General features: G+C 70.5%; 11 protein-coding genes. 2 read left to right on the top strand and 9 right to left on the bottom strand.

Annotation, left to right across the window (positions count from 1 at the left end):
- Positions 1–121: 121 nt before the first annotated feature.
- Positions 122–1831: a DUF2300 domain-containing protein gene (locus tag C7389_RS17580; protein WP_133593897.1), complete on the bottom strand. Its 1710-nt coding sequence runs from the start codon at positions 1829–1831 to the stop codon at positions 122–124.
- Positions 1832–2029: 198 nt separating this feature from the next.
- Between C7389_RS17580 and C7389_RS17575 the strand changes: the two genes are divergently transcribed.
- Positions 2030–3454 (top strand): nicotinate phosphoribosyltransferase, encoded by a 1425-nt coding sequence (locus tag C7389_RS17575; protein ID WP_133593895.1) that lies wholly within the window; start codon positions 2030–2032, stop codon positions 3452–3454.
- Positions 3455–3494: 40 nt separating this feature from the next.
- Here the strand turns inward: C7389_RS17575 and C7389_RS17570 are convergent, their stop codons facing one another.
- The 8 genes from C7389_RS17570 to C7389_RS17535 all read right to left on the bottom strand — a co-directional run bounded on the left by C7389_RS17570 (position 3495) and on the right by C7389_RS17535 (position 16054).
- On the bottom strand, positions 3495–4052 hold the full coding sequence (locus tag C7389_RS17570) for a mechanosensitive ion channel family protein (RefSeq protein ID WP_133593893.1): 558 nt from the start codon (positions 4050–4052) through the stop codon (positions 3495–3497).
- A 93-nt stretch (positions 4053–4145) separates the two neighbouring features.
- Complete coding sequence (locus C7389_RS17565) at positions 4146–5060, bottom strand: DUF6999 family protein (protein WP_133593891.1); 915 nt, start codon at positions 5058–5060, stop codon at positions 4146–4148.
- Complete coding sequence (locus C7389_RS17560) at positions 5057–6952, bottom strand: iron-containing redox enzyme family protein (protein ID WP_133593889.1); 1896 nt, start codon at positions 6950–6952, stop codon at positions 5057–5059. The genes C7389_RS17565 and C7389_RS17560 overlap by 4 nt, the downstream gene beginning before the upstream one ends.
- A complete protein-coding gene (locus C7389_RS17555) occupies positions 6952–7809 on the bottom strand; it encodes a fatty acid desaturase (RefSeq protein ID WP_133593887.1) in 858 nt (285 codons plus the stop codon). Before C7389_RS17555 ends, C7389_RS17560 begins: the two co-directional genes overlap by 1 nt.
- Positions 7799–8584 (bottom strand): sterol desaturase family protein, encoded by a 786-nt coding sequence (locus tag C7389_RS17550; protein WP_211168312.1) that lies wholly within the window; start codon positions 8582–8584, stop codon positions 7799–7801. Before C7389_RS17550 ends, C7389_RS17555 begins: the two co-directional genes overlap by 11 nt.
- A gap of 438 nt (positions 8585–9022) precedes the next feature.
- A complete protein-coding gene (locus C7389_RS17545; RefSeq protein WP_246034860.1) occupies positions 9023–13675 on the bottom strand; it encodes an MG2 domain-containing protein in 4653 nt (1550 codons plus the stop codon).
- 22 nt (positions 13676–13697) lie between these two features.
- Entirely contained in the window at positions 13698–14375 is a 678-nt protein-coding gene (locus C7389_RS17540) for a DUF1175 family protein (RefSeq protein WP_246034858.1), read from the bottom strand.
- Between the two features lie 14 nt (positions 14376–14389).
- Positions 14390–16054 (bottom strand): DUF2138 family protein, encoded by a 1665-nt coding sequence (locus C7389_RS17535; protein WP_133593885.1) that lies wholly within the window; start codon positions 16052–16054, stop codon positions 14390–14392.
- 290 nt (positions 16055–16344) lie between these two features.
- On the opposite strand from C7389_RS17535, the gene C7389_RS17530 reads away from it, so the two are divergent.
- Positions 16345–17997: a vWA domain-containing protein gene (locus C7389_RS17530; protein ID WP_133593883.1), complete on the top strand. Its 1653-nt coding sequence runs from the start codon at positions 16345–16347 to the stop codon at positions 17995–17997.
- Positions 17998–18165 lie beyond the last annotated feature (168 nt).

Genomic DNA, 18165 nt, shown 5'->3' with positions numbered 1-18165 from the left:
CTCAGTCGTCTCCGGCTGAGACGATCGTTCTCAGTTTGAGACCGCGCAGGCCGCCGGCAGGGCCGCCGCTTGCGCTCGCGCCGGCGCAGCCCGCGACGCCCGGCCGCTCCACGCCTCAGCGCTAGCCGCCGCCCGCCAGCTGCCGCGCCCAGCGCTCCACCAGTTCCTCGTCCTGGCTCGCCGGGTGGTGGCGCAGGCCGAGGTGCAAGTACTCGTGGGCGAGGGTGATGCGGTCTTCCATCGTCTGCAGCTCGCGCACATGGATGCGGCCGCGGTCCAGCTCGGAGAAGGGCGTGCCCCAGGCCAACCGGCACACCAGCGGCGGCGAGGCCGGCGGCTGGAAGCCGGGCAGGGCGGAGAGCTGGCGGTGCCAGCGCGGCGCCTGCGCCTGCAGCCAGCGCTCCGCCTGCTCCAGGCGCTCGCAGGGCAGGCCGGCGGGATCGCGGCTGGCGGCGAGGTCGGCGGCGGGGAAAGCCCGCCGCAGGATGGCATCCCACGGCGTGCCGGCGCGGGCGGCGACCTGGGCCTCGCGCCACACCAGGCGGTCCGGCCCCGGCGTGTCCAGGTGGTAGCCCACCGGCGCGCCGCGCAGCACCAGGTCGGTGGTGAAGGCCGCCACCGCCAGCGCCGCCGCCGACGGCGGATTGGCCGACACCCGCTGGCTGCGGCTGCTGTCGGCGATGGCCAGGCAGTTGCCCTCGCGCCGCGCCTCGTTGAACAGATAGCTGCGTATCACCACCGCCAGCGCGCGCGCCGCCTCGGTCTCGCTGGCGTCGGCCTCGCGGTCCAGCACGCGGGCGACATATTCATCCACGCCGAAACGGCCGGACACCGCCGGCCGGCCGTCCTGCTGCGCCAGCCGCATCTGGCCGCTGGCGAGGAAGGGCAGGGCGACGCCGTTGTCGAACACCGCCACATGGCGGCCACGCAGCGGGCCCGGCCGCGCAGCCTTGCCGCCGGGCAGTTCCACCCGCGCCAGCGGATAGCGGCTGAAGAACGCCACCTCCACGCAGCCGGGCGCCAGCGCCGCCTCGCCCTGCGGCAAGACTGCCGCCAGCGTGGCGCCGTGGCGTGCCAGCACCTGCTGGCCGGTGCCGCTGCCGGCGAACCACAGCGGCGTGCCGTCCACCAGCCAGCCGGCGCCGCCGCCATAGCGCTCCCGCGTGCCGGGGCGGAACCAGGAGAAGGTCTTGATGCGCAGCCGCCCGCCGAGCTCGCGCACCGCGCCGGCCTCGCCACCTGGGCCGAAGGCGCGCGCCAGCAGCATCTGCGCCGCCTGCTCGCGTGCCCGCGCCGGCACCGCCTCCAGCGCGAGGATGAGTTCCGCCGGGCTCACCAGCGTCTCCGGCCGCATCGCCGCCAGCTCAGCCAGCCAGGGCGCGCCGGGTGCGCGGGAGGTCCAGAAATCGCGCCAGGAGGCGGCCTGCAGCCCCAGCCGCGCCGGTTCGAAGAACAGTCCGCAGGAGGAGACCAGCGCCGCGTCCCGGCCGATGGCGCCGCCGCGCTCGCAGCAATAGCTCTCTTCCTCGCGCAGCCGCCGGCTGGCCGCATCGGTGCCGGCACCGGCACGGCAGACGTAATCCGGCGCCGCACCGCCGCTCTCCGCCAGCCAGGCGAACACGAAGAGCTTCCACAGGCTGCCCAACGGCACCCTGGCCGCCACCACCTGTTCCTGCAGCGGCTGGCCGTCGGCCGCATAGGCGCGCGTCACCAGCTCGCCGGACAGCGGATCGCGGTAAGCCAGCTCCAGCGCCGGCGCGGCGGCGCTGGCCGCGGCGGCGGCCATCAGGGCCAAAGCGCTGAAAAAGCGGGCAAGGCGAAGCGGGATCATGGAAAGGTACGAGGCAGATTGAGCCGAAGCATGATGTCCGCCGACCGCGACGCTTGTCCACCGATCGCGGCCCCCTCCTCCCCCAGCGGCTTGACGCTGCCATCAGCGAGGCGTCCAATCGGCGCGATGTCTGCCCCCCAGGCGCCACCGCTCCGCAGCGCATTTCGCGCCCTCCGCTTCCCTTCTCCTCCCCCGCCGATGAGCACCCAGAACCTGATTCTCAACACCGATAGCTACAAACTCAGCCACTACCTGCAGTACCCGCCGGGCACCGAGTTCGTCAGCAGCTACATCGAATCCCGCGGCGGCGAGTTCGAGGACGTGCTGTTCTTCGGCCTGCAGGCCTTCCTCAAGGCCTACCTCTCCCGGCCGCTCACCAGCGCCGATGTGGACGAGGCGGAAGCGGTGGCGCAGGCCCACGTCGGCCTCTTCAACCGCGCGGGCTGGGATCGCCTGCTGCAGAAACACGGCGGCCGACTGCCGCTGGAAATCGAGGCGGTGGCCGAAGGCACGGTGCTGGGCACCCACATTCCGCTGCTGCAGCTGCGCAATACCGACGCCGAGTTCTTCTGGCTGCCCAGCTACCTGGAAACCGCGCTGCTGCGCGCGGTGTGGTATCCGACCACGGTGGCCAGCCTGAGCTTTGCCTGCAAGCGCATCCTGCGCGCCTACCTGGAGGAGACCGCCGACGACCCGGACGCGGTGCTGCCCTTCCAGCTGCACGACTTCGGCGCCCGCGGCGCCTCCACCGAGGAAGCCGCCGGCCTGGGCGGCGCCGCCCACCTGCTGAACTTCCTCGGCACCGACACCATGTCCGCGCTGCGGGTCGCCCGCCGCTATTACGGCGAAGCCATGGCCGGCTTCAGCATCCCCGCCAGCGAGCACAGCACCATGACCGCCTGGGGCCGCGCCGGCGAGACCGATGCCTACCGCAACGTCATCCAGCGCTTCGCCGGCCCGGGCAAGATCGTCGCCTTCGTGGTGGACAGCTACGACCTGTGGAACGCGGTGGACAACATCGTCGGCGCCGAGCTGCAGCCGCTGATAGCGCATAGCGGCGGCCGCATCGTCATCCGCCCGGACAGCGGCGATCCGGTGCAGGTGCTGCCGGAGTTGATAGAGCGGCTGATGGCGCACTTCGGCTTCCACACCAACGCCAAGGGCTACCGGGTGCTGCCGGACTTCCTCCGGGTGATCCAGGGCGATGGCGTGCATCTGGGCAGCCTGCCCGGCATCCTGGCCGCACTGAAGGCGCGCGGGCTGTCCACCGAGAACAGCGCCTTCGGCATGGGCGGCGGCCTGCTGCAGCGGGTGAACCGCGACACCATGCGCTGGGCGATGAAAGCCAGCGAGGCGGTGATCAACGGCCGGCCACGGGAGATCTACAAGGACCCGGTGACCGACCCCGGCAAGCGCAGCAAGTCCGGCCGCTGGGCAGTGGTGGCCGGCGCGGACGGCTGCGAGGCAGTGAGGGTGGAAGCCCTGGCCGGCCGCGCCAACCTGCTGCGCCCGGTGTTCCGCGACGGCGAGTTGCTGGTGGACGACCGCTTCGCCGACATCCGCGCCCGCGCGGCGGAGGGGCTGGCGGCCAGCCTGGCGCACAGGCGCCCCTCCACGGCCTGAATCCCGCCACCGTGCGGCGGTCCTGCGTTGCGGCCGCGCCTCAGCCCTGCACGCCGCTGCGCCAGCGGCGGATGCTGCGCTGGAAGAACAGGCTGTTGGGCACCTGCAGCACCGTGTCCTGGCCGTCGGGCAGGCTCTCCTGCAGCGTGGTGTAGATGAGGTTGATGTCCACTACCTGGCCCTTCAGCCCCGGCTTCTCGCCGTTCTCCAGCAGCTCCACCTGGTCGTACAGGCGGAAGGGGCGGATGGTGAAGATGAGCAGCGTGCAGAAGATGTTGGAGAGCACGCTCCAGGCGGCGAAGAAGGCCACCGCCGCCACTGCGGCGAAGCCGGTGAAGGCGGTCCACAGCACGGTGCCGGAAACGCCGAAGCGGTCCAGGATCAGCAGCAGCGCACTGGAGTAGATGACGAAGCTGGTCAGCCGGCGCGAGCCCATCACCAGCTCCGGCGGCAGGTTGTAGCGCTCGCCGATGCGCCGCACCAGCCGGCGCAGCACCAGGCGCAGCAGCCAGGCGGCGAGCACGATCAAGGCGATCTGGGTGGCCAGCTCGATCACGTCCAGCCAGGGCTGAGCCCACAGGGGGATGATTTCTTTCATCGGCAGGGGGGCGACGCCGGACTCGGCGGCGCTTCATCTGGAAAACGGCGCCGGCATTGTAGAACAGCCGCCATCCGGCTCACGCCGCCGACCTCACAGCGCCGCCGCTTCGGCCTGGGCGCGGGCCTGCGGACTGTCGCCATGCTGCGCCTCCTTCAGCCGCGTCAGCAGCGCATGCAGCATCTCGGACGACAGGCCATGCAGCACCAGCCGGTAGCCGGCGCGCAGGGTGCTCATCGGCACCAGCGGATGCTTGTTGTTGAGCAGGATGAGGTGCTGCGGCGCGCCCAGGATGGTGGCGGCGTAGAGGCCTATGGTCTCGTCCAGCTGCAGCGAGTTGGCGGCGCGCCAGAAGTCGTTGTCGGTGAGGAAGAACTGGAAGATGGGGGTGAAGCACTCGATGGCGGTCTGCAGGTCGATGACGTTGAGCGGGCCGCGCGGCATGTCCTCCAGCCGCACCGCCGGCTCCTGGATCATGCTGAAGTCAGGCTCGGCCACCGGCGCCAGCACCTCGCCGTGCTCGCGCAGCGCCTGGTTGAGGCGGATCACCAGGTTGAACAGGTTGATGTCGTGCTTGACGAAGAGATCGTCCTTCAGCTCGTCCAGCGCGACTGGCGTCAGCGGCGTGGTTTCCACCGGCACCGGCGAGTTGCGGGCGATGAAGGCGAGGATCTGCGCGCCGAGGTGGAAATGGCGCATCACCAGCCAGTTGGCCTCCGGCGCCACCAGCCGCTTCATGCCCTCGGCCAGTATCCAGTGCAGGGTGCGCGAGGCCGACCAGCGCTTGGGCATCACCATCTTCACCAGCTGGATCAGCACGATGAAGGCGCGCGCCAGCGGCCGGATGATGGGCAGCAGGTACTGGCGCGAGGCGGAGCTGGAATCTACCAGCCAGGCTTCCTTCACCGCGTCCGGCAGCGGCGTGCTGCGGTCCAGGTAGAGCGCCAGCCAGGGGTCGGGGTCCTTGGGGTCGTGGCCGGCGGCGAGGAAGTCGGGCGGCGGGCTCATTGCGCGTCCTCCAGGATGTGCTGGAACTGCATGAGGTAGAGCTGGGCGGTGCGGCGCGCGGTGGCGACCATGCGCGCGCCGGCGGCCGGCTCCACCGCCAGCGCCAGTTCCACCGCCGCCAGCCAGCGCTGCAGGTGGTTGTGGTCGTTGTGGCCGTGGTATTCGAGGAAGCGGAAGGCGGCCGGCGGCAGGTCCAGCTGCTGGCGCAGCAAGGGCAGCAGCGCCGGCACGATGCGCTGGCCGGTGCCCTCGATGATGTAGATGGCGCCCAGCAGCCCCAGCGGGTTCTCGCTGCCGGCGAGCGCATGCAGGTAGGCGTTGAGCGCCTCGCCGCCAGGGTTGCGGCGCAGCGCCTCCAGCGGCTCGCCGCCACCGGCGGCCAGGTAGTCCTGGTAGAGGATGCGGAAATCCTCCTGCTCCTCGCCGGCGTGCAGTTCCACCAGCTCGCCCAGCGCGGCGAAGGGCGCGCTGAGCGAGGCCACCGCCTCGCGCATCCACTTGCTGCCTTCGCGCACCTGCGGCACCCACTGGGCGGTCCAGCTGCGGTAGTCCGCCACCGTGAAGCGGCCGGCGACCAGCTTGTGCACCACCGGCGAGCGCCACACCTCGGAGCGGTAGTCGTGCCAGATGCCGGCCAGCGCGGTGAGCAGGTCGCGCAGGTGCGCGGGTGCGGAATCCGGGTCGTGCGGCGCGGCCGGCAGGGGATCTGCCGCGGGCTGGGCCTGAAGCTGGGTCTGCGCCAGCGGCACCAGGCGCTGGCGCGGAATCTCGGCGTCCTCCACCTCGATCAACATGTAGGCGGCGCTGATGCGGCCGGATTCCGGGATGAAGCAGAGGATCTTCTGCCCCGGCCGCAGCGTGTGGGTGTCCAGGAATTCCGCCAGCATCACGAAGATGGAGGCGGCGCCGGTGTTGCCGCGGGTGGCGAGGTTGCTGAACCAGCGCTCGCGCGGAATCGTCAGCCCGGCCTTGTCCAGCAGTTCTTCCACCACCGGTACGAAGCGCTCGGAGGAATAGTGGCAGAGGAAGTGATCCACCTCTTCCGATTTCACCCAGCCCTCGCGCACCAGCTTCACGTATTCATGGATGGAAACGTCGAACAGGTGCGGCAGCAGGCGGATATCCTGGCGCAGGGAGAGCGCGCCCTCGGCCTCGGCCGCGGAGGAAGAGGGGTAATCGAGGAAGGAGGTGCTGCGGTCCTGCGACAGGCCGAGCTGCATGCATACCGGGTAGTCGCCGGCGAAGCTGCGCTGGTGTATCCACTTCAGCTTCAGCCGCAGGCCGCCGCGGCCGCTGGGGCGGCGGGTGAGCAGCATGGCGCCGGCGCCGTCGGACAGCATCCAGCGCAGGAAGTGGGCATCGAAGTCGGCGTCGTAGCCGCGCGGGGCGAAGCGGCTGCGCTTGAACATGCGCGAGGGCATGTCGGCGGCGGCGGCCAGCGCCATGCCGTGCTCGCCCAGCTCCACCGCCTGGGCGGCATGCTTGAGCGCCAGCACGCCGGAGGCGCAGATGCCCTGGCTGGAGAGGGTTTCCATCGGCGGCGCGCCCAGCTCGCCGTGGATCATGTTGGCGAAGCCGGGCATCAGCGCATCGCCGCCGCAGGCGCCAACGGCGAGCAGGCCGGCATCGGCGATGGCGTGCTTGCCGCGCGCCAGGCAGTCGCGGATGGCGGCGGCGGCAAGTTCGGCGTGGGACAGCGTGGTGCGGCCCTCGGCGTCGATGGCGTAGTGCCGGCTGCGGATGCCGTTGTCCGCCAGGATGCGATCCTTGATGCGCTCGGACATGCGGTTGAGCGGCGCGATGTAGGCGTCCATCTGCTCGTTGTCCACAGGCGGTCCGGGCAGGTGGTAGCCGGCGGCCTCGATATAGACGTGGTCGAAACGGGTGGGCATCAGCGGATCTCCGTGGGGTCCATCAGCGGCCGGCTGCGCCAGCGCGGAAAGAAGGGGCCAAGCAGGAAGGTGCGGAACATGTAGGGCAGCAGCCCGCCGGCGTTGAGGCGCGGATGCACCTTGTCGCGGTAATGCGGATGCAGCTTCGTCAGTTCGGACCAGTGCGCGCGCGGATGTTCGTGGTGCGCGGTGTGCAGGCCGATGTTGAACAGCAGCGGATTCACCCAGCCCTCGAAGTTGCGCGCGTAGTCGATGCGGGAAGCGCCATCGGCATGGGCGTGCTGCAGGTAGTTGGTGGCCAGCAGCCAGTGCAGGCCATGCAACTGCGGCAGCAGCACCAGCAGCAACCACTTCTCCAGGTCCACCCAGGCCAGCCCGCCCCACAGCGCCAATACCGCCAGGTATTGGCAAAGCGCATGCCGCCAGGCGCCGGAGCCGCGCCGATACTGGCGCAGCAGCCAGCGCCAGAACAGCGGGTAAAGCACCGCCACCGCCTGCAGCGGATGGATCAGGTAGCCCCACAGGTGGTTGGTGTCGCCGCCGAAGCGGTAGGTGCGCGCCACATCCTTGACGCCGTGCCGGTAGCGGTGGTGATTGGCGACATGGGCCGGGTAGAACACATAGGTGGGATGGCCCTGCAGCAGGCTCAGCCACAGGTCGGTCGCCCGGTTCAGATGCTTGTTGCGCCACATCCGCCGGTGGGTGTGGTTGTGGTGGATCACCCCGATGCCCAGCGTCAGGAACAGCATCGCCGCGTACAGCGGCAGCGAGAAGCCATGCACCCACTGCCAGGCCGCCAGCGCCGGCAGCGCGGCCAGGTAGGCCAGGCTGTGCACGTCCCGCCGGTTAACCAGCATCGGCTAGGCGGCGGTTCAGATCGCGGGCGATGCGGCCCTCGGCCGCCTCAGGCGGCAGCGCGGTGCCGCACAGGCGATCCATGAAGGGGAACATGAAGCCGTAATTGCCGGTGAAGCAGGCGTGGTGCAGATGATGGCGGCGGGCGCCGTTGAGCCACCAGCGGTCGCGGTGGAAATCCGGCAGGAAGTCGTAATTGGAATGGCCGATGCAGTTGAACAGCAGGCTGAACAGCGGCACCGAAAACAGCGCGGCGAAGCTGAAATCGTGCACCACCATGGGCAGCAGGATCACATTGCCCAGCATCACCGCCTCCACCGGATGGAAGGCATAGGTGGCCCAGGGCGTGGTCACCACCGAACGGTGATGCGGGTTGTGGAAGCGGCGCAGCCAGCGGGTGTGCAGCAACCAGTGGTTGGCATAGAAATGCACCTCGTTCCATACCACCAGTACCAGGATCTCCAGCCCCACCCGCCACCAGGACGGATCCACCGCCAACCGCGCCCAGCCCAGCTGCAGCAGCCCCCACGGAAACACCATGCCGGCACCGAACAGCAGCGCCGAACAGATCGACAGCCCGATCTCCCGCTTCAACTGCCCCGCCGCCACTGGCCGCGGGTCCAGCCGCCCGCCATGGCCCAGCGCCGGCATCAGCCAACGCGTCAGCACGGTGGTGGCGGCACCGAAGAGGAAATAGATGCCACCGAAGAAGCACCACCCCGCCAGGATGATTTCGTGCCAGCGGGCAGTGAGGACAAAGTTCTGGATCGTCGACAAGACGGTATGCGGCAGAACGCCGGCAAGCACTTCGGGGCGCCCACTTTATTCCAAACAGGCGAAAGACAGGAAGCCGGTGGAATACCCGGCAGCGGAGCGAAAGGAGAAACGCCCCGGCGGCGGCGCTGGAACCACGATGCGGCGGGAACAGCTGCCACGCGTTCCCCACCGCTTGTTGCAGGCGATGTTCAGGCCAGGCAGCTTGATCAGCTCGATGCGTTGCCAAGCGTACCGACACCGTCACGCGTTCTGCACGGTGTCGGTGTCCGATAGTCCAATCGGACTATACCGGCCTAAGCCGATCAGGCCGCTATCAGTCCCGCTCTTTTACGCGGGCTGAGGGAATTGAGAACGAGCAGCGCAGCCTTGTCGGAAGCGGGAGGGCTCTGAATCAGTCCCTTCGCGCCAGCGAAGAACCGGGCCTTGCGGCCCGGTTCCTTACTTCACCACCCACACCACCGCCTCGCCGGCGTTCGCCAGCGCTTTCTGTTCCGGCTGGTACATGCGGTAGTAGCGCGCCGGCGGCAGGGTGAAGCGGCCGGCTTGGGCGACGCGCAGCAGGTGGCGGACGGTGACGGTGCCTTCCAGGCGGTCCACCGGCACGCCGTAGCGATCGCGCCGCTCCTCGGCGCGGGCGCGCGCCAGCGGCTGGGGCTCGGGACCCTCGTCGGTCAGAGCGATGCCCCAGGTGCCGCGCTCCACGTTGGCGCCCGGCGGCAGCGGGGCTTCGACCAGGCCGTGGCGGTGGGTGGCCTCCGATTTCAGCGTGATCTCGTCCAGGTAGAGCTCCTGCACCGACAGGCCCTCCTCCGGCTTCACCAACGTGCGGCTGTAGCCCTTGCCGTCCTCGTCGCGAGTGAGGCGGTAGAGATGGCGTTCGACGGTGACCGGCAGCTTGCCGGGGCCGGCGTCTTCGGTGGCCTCGTAGCGCACCAGCGCGGTCAGCGGCTGAGCGTCGGCGGCGCGTCCTTCCAGCTGCAGTGCATCCGGCAGCGGGCTGGAAGCGGGCCAGCGCCATTCCTGCTGGCCGAAGGCGGCCCTGGCCTGCTGCCAGGCGCCCAGCGGTTTGCCGGCGGGCGTGCCGGGGGCGATCTCGCCCAGGGCCTTGCGCGTCCATACCAGGGTCAGCGCGCGGTCCAGCGTAGGCATGGCGGCGCCGACGCTGGCGAGGATGTCGGGCGCGGCGGCGCGCTGTTCCTTGCCGGCGAGCAGCAGCAGGGCGCGCGCCGCCGGACGGCCGCTGGCGGCGAGCTGGGCCTGGGATTCGGCCAGCGCGGTGTCGAAGCCGGCGGGCGGAGACAGCTGGGCGCGCTGTGCCACCACCGCCGCCAGCACGCGGGCATGGGCCTGGCCCAGGGCGCTATCCGGCGCCGCGAGGAAGGGGCTCCAGCTGGCGCCGCCGCTTTCCTCGCCGGCCGGCTTGGCCTGGCCGAGCTCGCGCAGCAGGCCTTCCGCCTGGGTGCGCACCGGCAGGCCGATTTCCTGGGCGAACCACAGCGCCAGCGCACGGTGCAGCAGCGGCTCGCGGCTGGCGTGGTTGCGGTAGGCGAGCAGCACCCGCTCCCAGTGGGAGGCAGGCAGTTCGATGCCCAGCGTGCGGGCGGCGTACCAGTCGGCGTAATAGGCGTAGGCGGTCATCAGCGCGCTCTGCTCGCTGCCGTCGCCCCACCAGCCGAACACCGCCTGCGGCCCGGCCAGCGCCGCCAGCCGCAGGCGCTGGCTGTACAGCGTCTGCCACAGCCGGCCGCCTTCGCCCTCGGCGTTGCGGTTGGGCGCCAGCAGCGGGGTGACCAGGGCCAGCGGCAGCAGCCGGCTGGCGGTCTGCTCGGTGCAGCCCCAGGGGTATTCGACCAGATCGTCGGCGATGCGCAGGAAGTGCTCACCGCCGCCGGCCACCAGCCGCACGCTGAGGTCGCGGGCATCCGCCGGCAGGCCGAGGGCGGCCGGCGTATCGCCGTGCACGCTCACGAGCTGCTCGCGCGGACCGCGCCAGCCGGCCAGCTGGGCGGTGAGCAGCGTCTCCAGCGCATCCACCGTCTTGCCGCCTTCGCGCACTTCGACGCGGGCCTGCTCGCGGCCCTTGAACTCCGGCAGCGCGAACTGGAGGTAATTCACCCCGCGGCGCAGGCTGGCCTCCTGCCTGATTTCCTTGCCGGCCAGGGTCAGCACCACCTCGGCCTTGCGCTCCTCGCCGGCGTTGTTGAACACCGCCAGCGCCGCCTGCGGCTTGTCGCCTTCGCGCAACCAGTCGGGTGAGGTCCATTTGGCATAGAAGGATTTGTCCGAGCGGACGTAGGCGGTGCGCTGGCCAGGCACGCCGTCGGCGCTGTCCTGGCCGACCGCGCGCACGGTGATGCGCCAGCGCGACAGCGCGTCAGGCATGCGGAAACTGAAGCGGGCGTGGCCCTGGGCGTCGGTCTTCAGTGCCGGCAGCCAGGCGGCGGTGTCGGTGTCGTCTCGGCGCGGGCGCTCCAGCACCTTCACGCCACGCTCGTTGTACTGATGGCGGGCCGGCGGCTGGCGCGCGGCGGCGGCGGACCAGTCGGCGGCTTCGTCGTAGGCGATGAAGTTCAGGCTGGCGTTGGTGCGCACGTTGTTGCGGCGGATGTGCTGGAGGAATTCCGGCAGGCTGGGGGCAATCTCCGGCTGCAGCGCATAGACCATCTCGTCCACCACCGAGACGGTGAGCAGCGCCGGCGCCGGCTTGCCGCGCAGCGTGGCCTGGATGTCCACCGTCACCAGCTCGCCCGGCTGCACGGTTTCATGGTCGCTGCGGATGTCCAGCGCGATGCGCGGCGGTTCCACCACCAGGCCGGCGTTCTGGAACACGTAGTCGCCATGCTTCACGTACACCGCGGAGAAGGTGATGTTGGGCGCATGGGCCTCGGTGACCGGCACCCGCGCGCGCCACTGGTTGGGCGCCAGGCGTTCGGTACGCAGCCAGCCGGCGCCGCGGCTGAGCAGGGCGGTGGCGTCCACGCCGTCGCGCTCCAGCGTCAGCAGGGCTTCGTCTACCGGCTCGGGGAAGGAGATCAGCACCTCGGCGGTATCGCCCGGCTGGTAGCCGGCCTTGTCGGTGACCATCTCGATGGAGCCGGCGGCCACCTGCAGGCTGTCCTTGTCCTTGCCGCCGCCCACCCAGTGCGCGGTGGCGGCGACGATGTTGCCGGCGGCGTCGCGCAGCATCAGCGAGTAGGAACCGGGGCGCTCCAGCGCCGGCTTCCATTCGCGCGCCGCCGGGTCGAAATCGCCGCTGCTGCGGGACTGGTCCTCCAGCCGCACGATTTCCCACTTGACCGGCGCGGCGGCGTTCTCGCCCTCGGCTTCCAGGCGGAAGCCAGGCTTGTCACCGGCCATGCTGAAGTTGCGCGCCGCCACCAGCTTCCAGCTCGAGGCGGCGCGCTCCACCAGCAGTTCGCGCGCGCTGCGCACCCGGTAGGCGGCGCCGTCGGTAGCGAGCAGGGTGAGGATGAGGCGGGAGGGCTCCTTGGCCGCCGGCAGGGTGAACCTGGCTTCGCCGCCGCCGTCGGTGGTGAGGCTGGCGGTGGACAGCTGCACCGGGAACAGGCCGCTGTAGCGCAGTTCGCCCTGCACCATGGTGAGCGTCTGCGCCCGCAGCGTGAGTTCCACCGCGGCGTTCTTCACCGGCTTGCCGTCGGGATAGGCGAGGCGCACCTTGCCGCTCACCGGCTCGCCGGTCTTGAAGGCAGGGTGGTCCGGCAGCAGTTCGATCTCGAAGTGCGGCTTGACGTACTCGGCGACGCGGAAGGCGGCACCGTAGCGCTTGTCCTCGTAGGCGATGCGGATGTCGTAGCCGCCGGCCACCGCGTTGTCCGGCAGGCGGAAGGCGGTGTCGGCGCCGGTGTCCGGCGTCAACGGCACGCCGGTAGTCAGCACCGGCGTGCCGTTGGGGTCGCTCACCTCGATGCGCAGCTCGCCGGCGCGCGCCGGGCGGGAGCGGCTGGCGGACTGGAAGTCGCGGCCGAGGAACTTGATGCGCACCAGGTCGCCCGGGCGGTACAGCGGCCGGTCGGTCACCGCGTAGAGCTTGGTGTCGTGGATCTCGCTGTCGTAGTAGAAATTCTCGGAGACGAACACGCCGCCGCCGGCATCCTCGCCCAGCAGGTAGGTGCGCTCCGGGCTGGCGTGGGCCAGGGTGGCGAGGCCGTCGGCGCTAGTGCTGGCGGACTTCAGCGTGCCGACGCCGTCGGTCCACAGCAGGCGGCTGTCCGCCACCGGGCGGCCGTCGTTGCGGTTGGCGGTCCACACGGTGAGCGCGCCGGCGGCGATCTTGGTGACCGCCACCGTGTCGGAGACGAACACCAGCGTCAGCGCGCGGTGGGTGCCGATGATGGCTTCCGCCAGGTAGAGGCCGGGCTTGAGCTTGCCCAGCGGCACGTGGACGTTGCCCTCGCTGGCGGGAATGAAGTCGCTGCTGGAGCCTTGCAGCTTCACCTCCGGCGGCTTGATCGGCTGCGCCTGCCACAGCGGGTAACGGAAGCTGTCCGCCAGCTCGTAGCCTTCCAGCGGCTTGAAGCGCTGCGGCGCACGGAACTCGGTGGGCTCCAGCAACGCCGGCTTGCTATGCAGCGCGGGCGCGGCGGCGGTGACGGTGCTGCGGGCCTGCGGCGAGAACAGGTCGCGCCAGGCCATGCGGGATTTCTTCCAGGCGTTGTCCCACAGGTAGGACAGGGTGTTGGCCACGCCCTCGTCGCGCGGGCGCGGCCGCACATCCACCCGGTGCAGGTTCTTCTGCGCCTTCAGGAAATCCAGCGGCTTCGGCACCCGGTACAGGCGGATGTCGACGCCGCCGTAGGCTTCCAGCATCGCGCGGCCGCCGCTGCCGCCCGGCACTTCCACCCGCAGCAGGGCTTCGTCGCCGCTGCCGAACTGCTTGTCGGCGAGGATGAAGAAGGGCGTGCTCTGGAAGGGCTGGTAGCCGCTGGAGAGGCCGACATCGGACTGGGCTCGCGCCGGCTGCGGCAGGGCACCGGCCAGGCAGGCGGCCATGAGGGCGGCGGCCACGAAAAGGCGGGAGAGCCGGCTGCGGGCGGGCATGGAGGAAATGACCGGGCGGAAGGGAATCGTCATGGCGCCGTCGTCGTTCTACGGTTCAGGTGAGAAAAGCCAGCGTGAAGATGCCGGCGAAATTGGGGTTGGCTGCGTCCGGCCGCCAGCGGGTGTCGTTCCAGGCCAGCAGTTCCTGCGGCACGACCGCGCGCAGGCCATCGTCGCCCGGCCGCGGTTCGGCGCCGTTGTGATAGACGATGCGGCGGCCGGTCCACAGCATCAGGTGCTGGGCGTCGCCCTGGTCGAAGAACAGCAGGTCGGCCGGCCGCGCCAGGCGCAGGTCGCGGCCGATGGCGCGGCTGTTTTCCTGCACCAGGCCGATGGCATTGACATAGGCGCCGCTGCTGCCGTCCGGCCGGCGCCACTGGTGGCGGAGTTCGTCGCGCAACTGGGCGGGCACGGTTTCCGGCGGCAGGCGGCCGTTGAGGCCCATGGATTTGCGCCAGCGGGCGTCATGCTCGGCCAGCGCCTCGGCCACCGCGAAACGCACCAGGCCAGCGCAGTCGCGGTGGGTCCAGCGCGGCGTCGGGCCGCGGCGGACCTGTTCTTCGGCGATCAGCACCACCCAGGCGCGAAAGGCGCGGCTCTGGTCGGCGTCCAGCCGCGGGCCGGGCGGCGCGGCGCGGCCCGGCGCCACCGGCATCAGCGCCTGCGCGGGCGCGGCCAGCAGGGCAGCGAGGCCGCCCAGCAGCAGGCGGCGGCGCAGTGCGCTGTCCATCATGTGATCCGCCGGCTTCACCGCCGCGGCGCCGCGCTTTCCCACTGCAGCGGCTGCCACTGCCGGCCCTGGCCAGCCTCGCCGCCGCGCACCAGCCGCAACGCCGGGTAGCTGGAGAGCTGCTGCAGGCGCGGCAGCAAGTGAGCGTCGGCGGCGTTGCGCAGCAGGGTTTCCTCGCTGCGCGGCAGGGCGGCGAACACTTCCTTGCGCAGCAGCGCGGCCATCGGCGCCGGGTCCAGCAGGGCAATGGTCTTGCTGGCGGCGGGCAGGCTGTCGGCCAGGGCCGGGTAGCGCTTGGCGGCCACATCCACCGCCTTGTCCACCAGCGCCGCATCCGGCGAGAACAGCACCAGGCGGCCGCTGCTCGCCAGGCTGGGCACCATCTGGCGTTCCTCGGCCGGGCCGCTGCCGAACACGCTGGGCACCTGCTTGCGCCACAGCCGCAGACCATCCGCGCCACTGCCTTCGGCCTCGGCTTCCACTTCGCCGCCGATGCCGGTGGCCGCACCGAACACGGTGGTAAAGCGGGCTGCGGTGGCGGCATCCACGTCCGCTTTCAACGTGGCGGCGAACAGCGGGGTATACAGCCGGGAATCGCCGTACCAGCACACCGTCGCCGGGCCGGTGAAGAGATCGCCCAGGCCGCCGGCCGCTTTGTTCTTCTCCGCCGGCACGCCCAGCTTTTCCGCCAGCGGCGACAGGCGATCCCAGGCCACCGGCGCCAGCGCGCACAGGCTGGCCCCATGCGGCAGGGCGGACCACAGCGCGCTGCCGTCCAGCCCGCCGGCGGGCAGCGCGGCCCCATCCACCAGCATCGCGGTACGCCAGCCGCCCTGGTCGTCGAAGGAAAAATCCAGCGCGGCGACGCCGGGCGCGAAAGCCTGGTAGCCCATGGCGTAGAAGCTGGCGCCCACCACCAACTGGTGGCCCTTGCCGCTGGGCGCGGCCAGGGCGAAGTGTTCGGCGAAGGGCGAAACCTCGTCCGCGTCCATGTCCAGCAGACGGGCGATGACCGCCGCCGCCGCACCGTCCTGCACCGGCTCCTCGCCTTCGGCTGCGTCCTCGGCGCTCTGCAGCAGCATGCCGGGGTCGGACAGCGCCACCACCCGGTCGCCGCGCGCGGCCAGCAGCAGGCGATGGCCGTAGCCGTACTCCAGCACCAGCAGCCTGGCCTTGCCGCCACGCAATTCGCCGACGGTGGACAGCTGCACCTCGGGCGCCAGCGGCAGCAGCATCTGCAGCGTGCGGGCGAGGCCGTTGCGCGTCATCGCCACCGCGAAGTGCTTGAGGGCACCATCGCCGCCACGCCACAGGGCGACTTCGGCCGGCTCGTCGAACACCGACTCCAGCACCCGTTCCGGCAGGCTCAGCCGATGTTCGTAGGCAAGGCGGCGCAGCGTGCCGGACAGGGCGAGGCGCTGTTCGTGCTGCTCGTAGTAATCGACGAAATCCTCGGTGAGCACGTCGCGCGCCAGCGGCACCCGCATCAGGTCAGGCGGCAGGCGTGACAAGCTCTGGCTGCGGATCAGCGCGTCCGGCTGGGCGAGATCCAGGCCGAGGGCATTGACCTTGCCATCGAAGGGCGACGGCTTGAGCAGGAAGTATGCCCCGGGGGCGAGAACCAGGATGGCTGCGAGCAGCAGCAGCATCCAGCGTCGGCTTTTCTTGGGCGCGGCGGACATGGAGGTGGGCACCGGTAGTACGGAAAAAGGCGCGATACGGCAATCGCGGCAAGAGGCGGATTATGCCCCAAGCACATGACGCCATCGCGCCCAAAAGCGGTTTCGCCGCCTCCCGGCTGCGGCGCGGCCGGCCATCCACAACACATAACCTTTCCGCGGGCAAGGAAAAGAAGTCTTGCATATGCCGATGAGCACACCGCCGCCCTTCGCTTAGGCTGCCCGGGCTTCAAGCACACCGGTTCTTTTCCGGCTTCTTCCGGCCCTCCCAATTCCATCGAATGGAACACGCCATGCGCGCCCGCACCCTGCCTCTGCTCCTGCTCGCCACCCTGCCCATCGCCTGCGGCACCACCGGCCATCCGGACTCCGCCGGCGCCCCCCCGTCCCGCAAGGCGGAATCCGCCTCCCTGCCTTCGATCGCAATGCCTTCTCCGCAGCCCGCCGCCATGCCTTCCGCGGCCCTGGCGAGAATTGCGCAGCCAGCGCCCGCCATGCAGCCGCCCGCCAGCGACCGTGAGCAATACCAGCCGATAGAGCGCCACGGCGTGCTGCGGGTGGCGGAAACGCCGGTCTCCACCTTCTCCATCGACGTCGATACCGGCAGCTACACCAACCTGCGCCGCCTGCTGCGCGCCGGGCAGCTGCCGCCGCGGGATGCGATCCGGGTGGAAGAGCTGGTGAATTACTTCCCCTACGCCTACCCGCTGCCGAAGGACAACACGCCCTTCGCCGTCAGCACCGAGGTCGCGCCCACGCCGTGGAATCGCAACAGCCTGTTGCTGCGCATCGGCGTCCAGGCGGCCGACCCGGCCAAGGAAACGCTGCCGCCGGCCAACCTGGTGTTCCTGGTGGATGTGTCCGGCTCCATGTCCACCGCCGACAAGCTGCCGCTGCTGAAGCAGGCGATGAAGCGCTTCGTCGCCGAGCTGCGGCCGCAGGACCGGCTGTCGCTGGTCACCTACTCAGGCAGAACCCAGGTGGTGCTGGAGCCCACCGCCGGCGACCACAAGGCACAGATGATCGCCGCCATCGACAGCCTGCAGGCGGCCGGCGCAACCGCCGGCGGCGCCGGCATCGAGCTCGCCTACACCCTGGCGCAACACGGCTTCCTCAAGGACGGCATCAACCGCGTGCTGCTCGCCACCGACGGCGACTTCAACGTCGGCGTCACCCGCTTCGAAACGCTCAGGGACATGGTCGCCGAGCGGCGCAAGCTGGGCATCTCCCTCACCACGCTGGGCTTAGGCACCGGCAACTACAACGACCAGCTGATGGAACAGCTGGCCGACGCCGGCGACGGTGCCTACCGCTACATCGACAACCTCAACGAAGCGCAAAAGGTGCTGGTGGACGAATTCACCTCCACCCTGGCCACGGTGGCGCACGACGTGAAGATCCAGCTGGAATTCAACCCGGCCGTCGTCAGCGAATACCGCCAGATCGGCTTCGAGAACCGCGCCCTGCGCCGCGAGGATTTCAGCAACGACAAGGTGGATGCCGGCGAGATCGGCGCCGGCCACCGCGTTACCGCGCTGTACGAGATCACCCTGGCCGGCACGCCGGGCCGGCTGGAGCCGCTGCGCTACGCCACGCCGGAAACCGCCAGGGGCAAGGCCGGCGAACTCGCCTTCCTGCGCCTGCGCTACAAGCCGGCGCATGGCGAAGACAGCCGCCTGCTGGAAGTGCCGTTGCGCAAGGCCGACATCCGCCAGGACAAGGGCAGCGAGGACTTCCGCTTCGCCGCCGCGGTCGCCGCCTTCGGCCAGCGCCTGAGCGATGGCGGCAGGTACCTGAACGACTTCGGCTTCAACGACATCGCCAGCCTGGCCCGCGCCAGCCGCGGCGAGGACCCCTACGGCTACCGCGGCGAATTCCTCGGCCTGGTGCGGCTGGCGGAAGGGCTGGCCGTCACCGCGCCGCAGCCGGAAACCGGGCGCGACTGAAGCCCCGCCGCCAAGCCGCAGGCGGTGGTGCCGCTGTCATTTGCGCCACCGCCTTTCCCACCGCCTTCGCCATCCCCGGCCCCGATTGGGCCAGGCTGCATACCCGCCCGGCCATTCGCCCCGCCACCGCCGGCAGCGCCTGATAGCTTGGTAGAATCCGCCATCCCG

The sequence above is a fragment of the Azoarcus indigens genome (assembly GCF_004361735.1).
Lineage (GTDB): Bacteria > Pseudomonadota > Gammaproteobacteria > Burkholderiales > Rhodocyclaceae > Azoarcus > Azoarcus indigens.
This window is presented reverse-complemented; position numbering and strand designations above follow the sequence as displayed.

Coding starts and splice junctions, on each gene's coding strand:
- C7389_RS17580 (WP_133593897.1), bottom strand. CDS start 1,831: ATGATCCCGCTTCGCCTTGCCCGCTTTTTCAGCGCTTTGGCCCTGATG.
- C7389_RS17575 (WP_133593895.1), top strand. CDS start 2,030: ATGAGCACCCAGAACCTGATTCTCAACACCGATAGCTACAAACTCAGC.
- C7389_RS17570 (WP_133593893.1), bottom strand. CDS start 4,052: ATGAAAGAAATCATCCCCCTGTGGGCTCAGCCCTGGCTGGACGTGATC.
- C7389_RS17565 (WP_133593891.1), bottom strand. CDS start 5,060: ATGAGCCCGCCGCCCGACTTCCTCGCCGCCGGCCACGACCCCAAGGAC.
- C7389_RS17560 (WP_133593889.1), bottom strand. CDS start 6,952: ATGCCCACCCGTTTCGACCACGTCTATATCGAGGCCGCCGGCTACCAC.
- C7389_RS17555 (WP_133593887.1), bottom strand. CDS start 7,809: ATGCTGGTTAACCGGCGGGACGTGCACAGCCTGGCCTACCTGGCCGCG.
- C7389_RS17545 (WP_246034860.1), bottom strand. CDS start 13,675: ATGACGATTCCCTTCCGCCCGGTCATTTCCTCCATGCCCGCCCGCAGC.
- C7389_RS17540 (WP_246034858.1), bottom strand. CDS start 14,375: ATGATGGACAGCGCACTGCGCCGCCGCCTGCTGCTGGGCGGCCTCGCT.
- C7389_RS17535 (WP_133593885.1), bottom strand. CDS start 16,054: ATGTCCGCCGCGCCCAAGAAAAGCCGACGCTGGATGCTGCTGCTGCTC.
- C7389_RS17530 (WP_133593883.1), top strand. CDS start 16,345: ATGCGCGCCCGCACCCTGCCTCTGCTCCTGCTCGCCACCCTGCCCATC.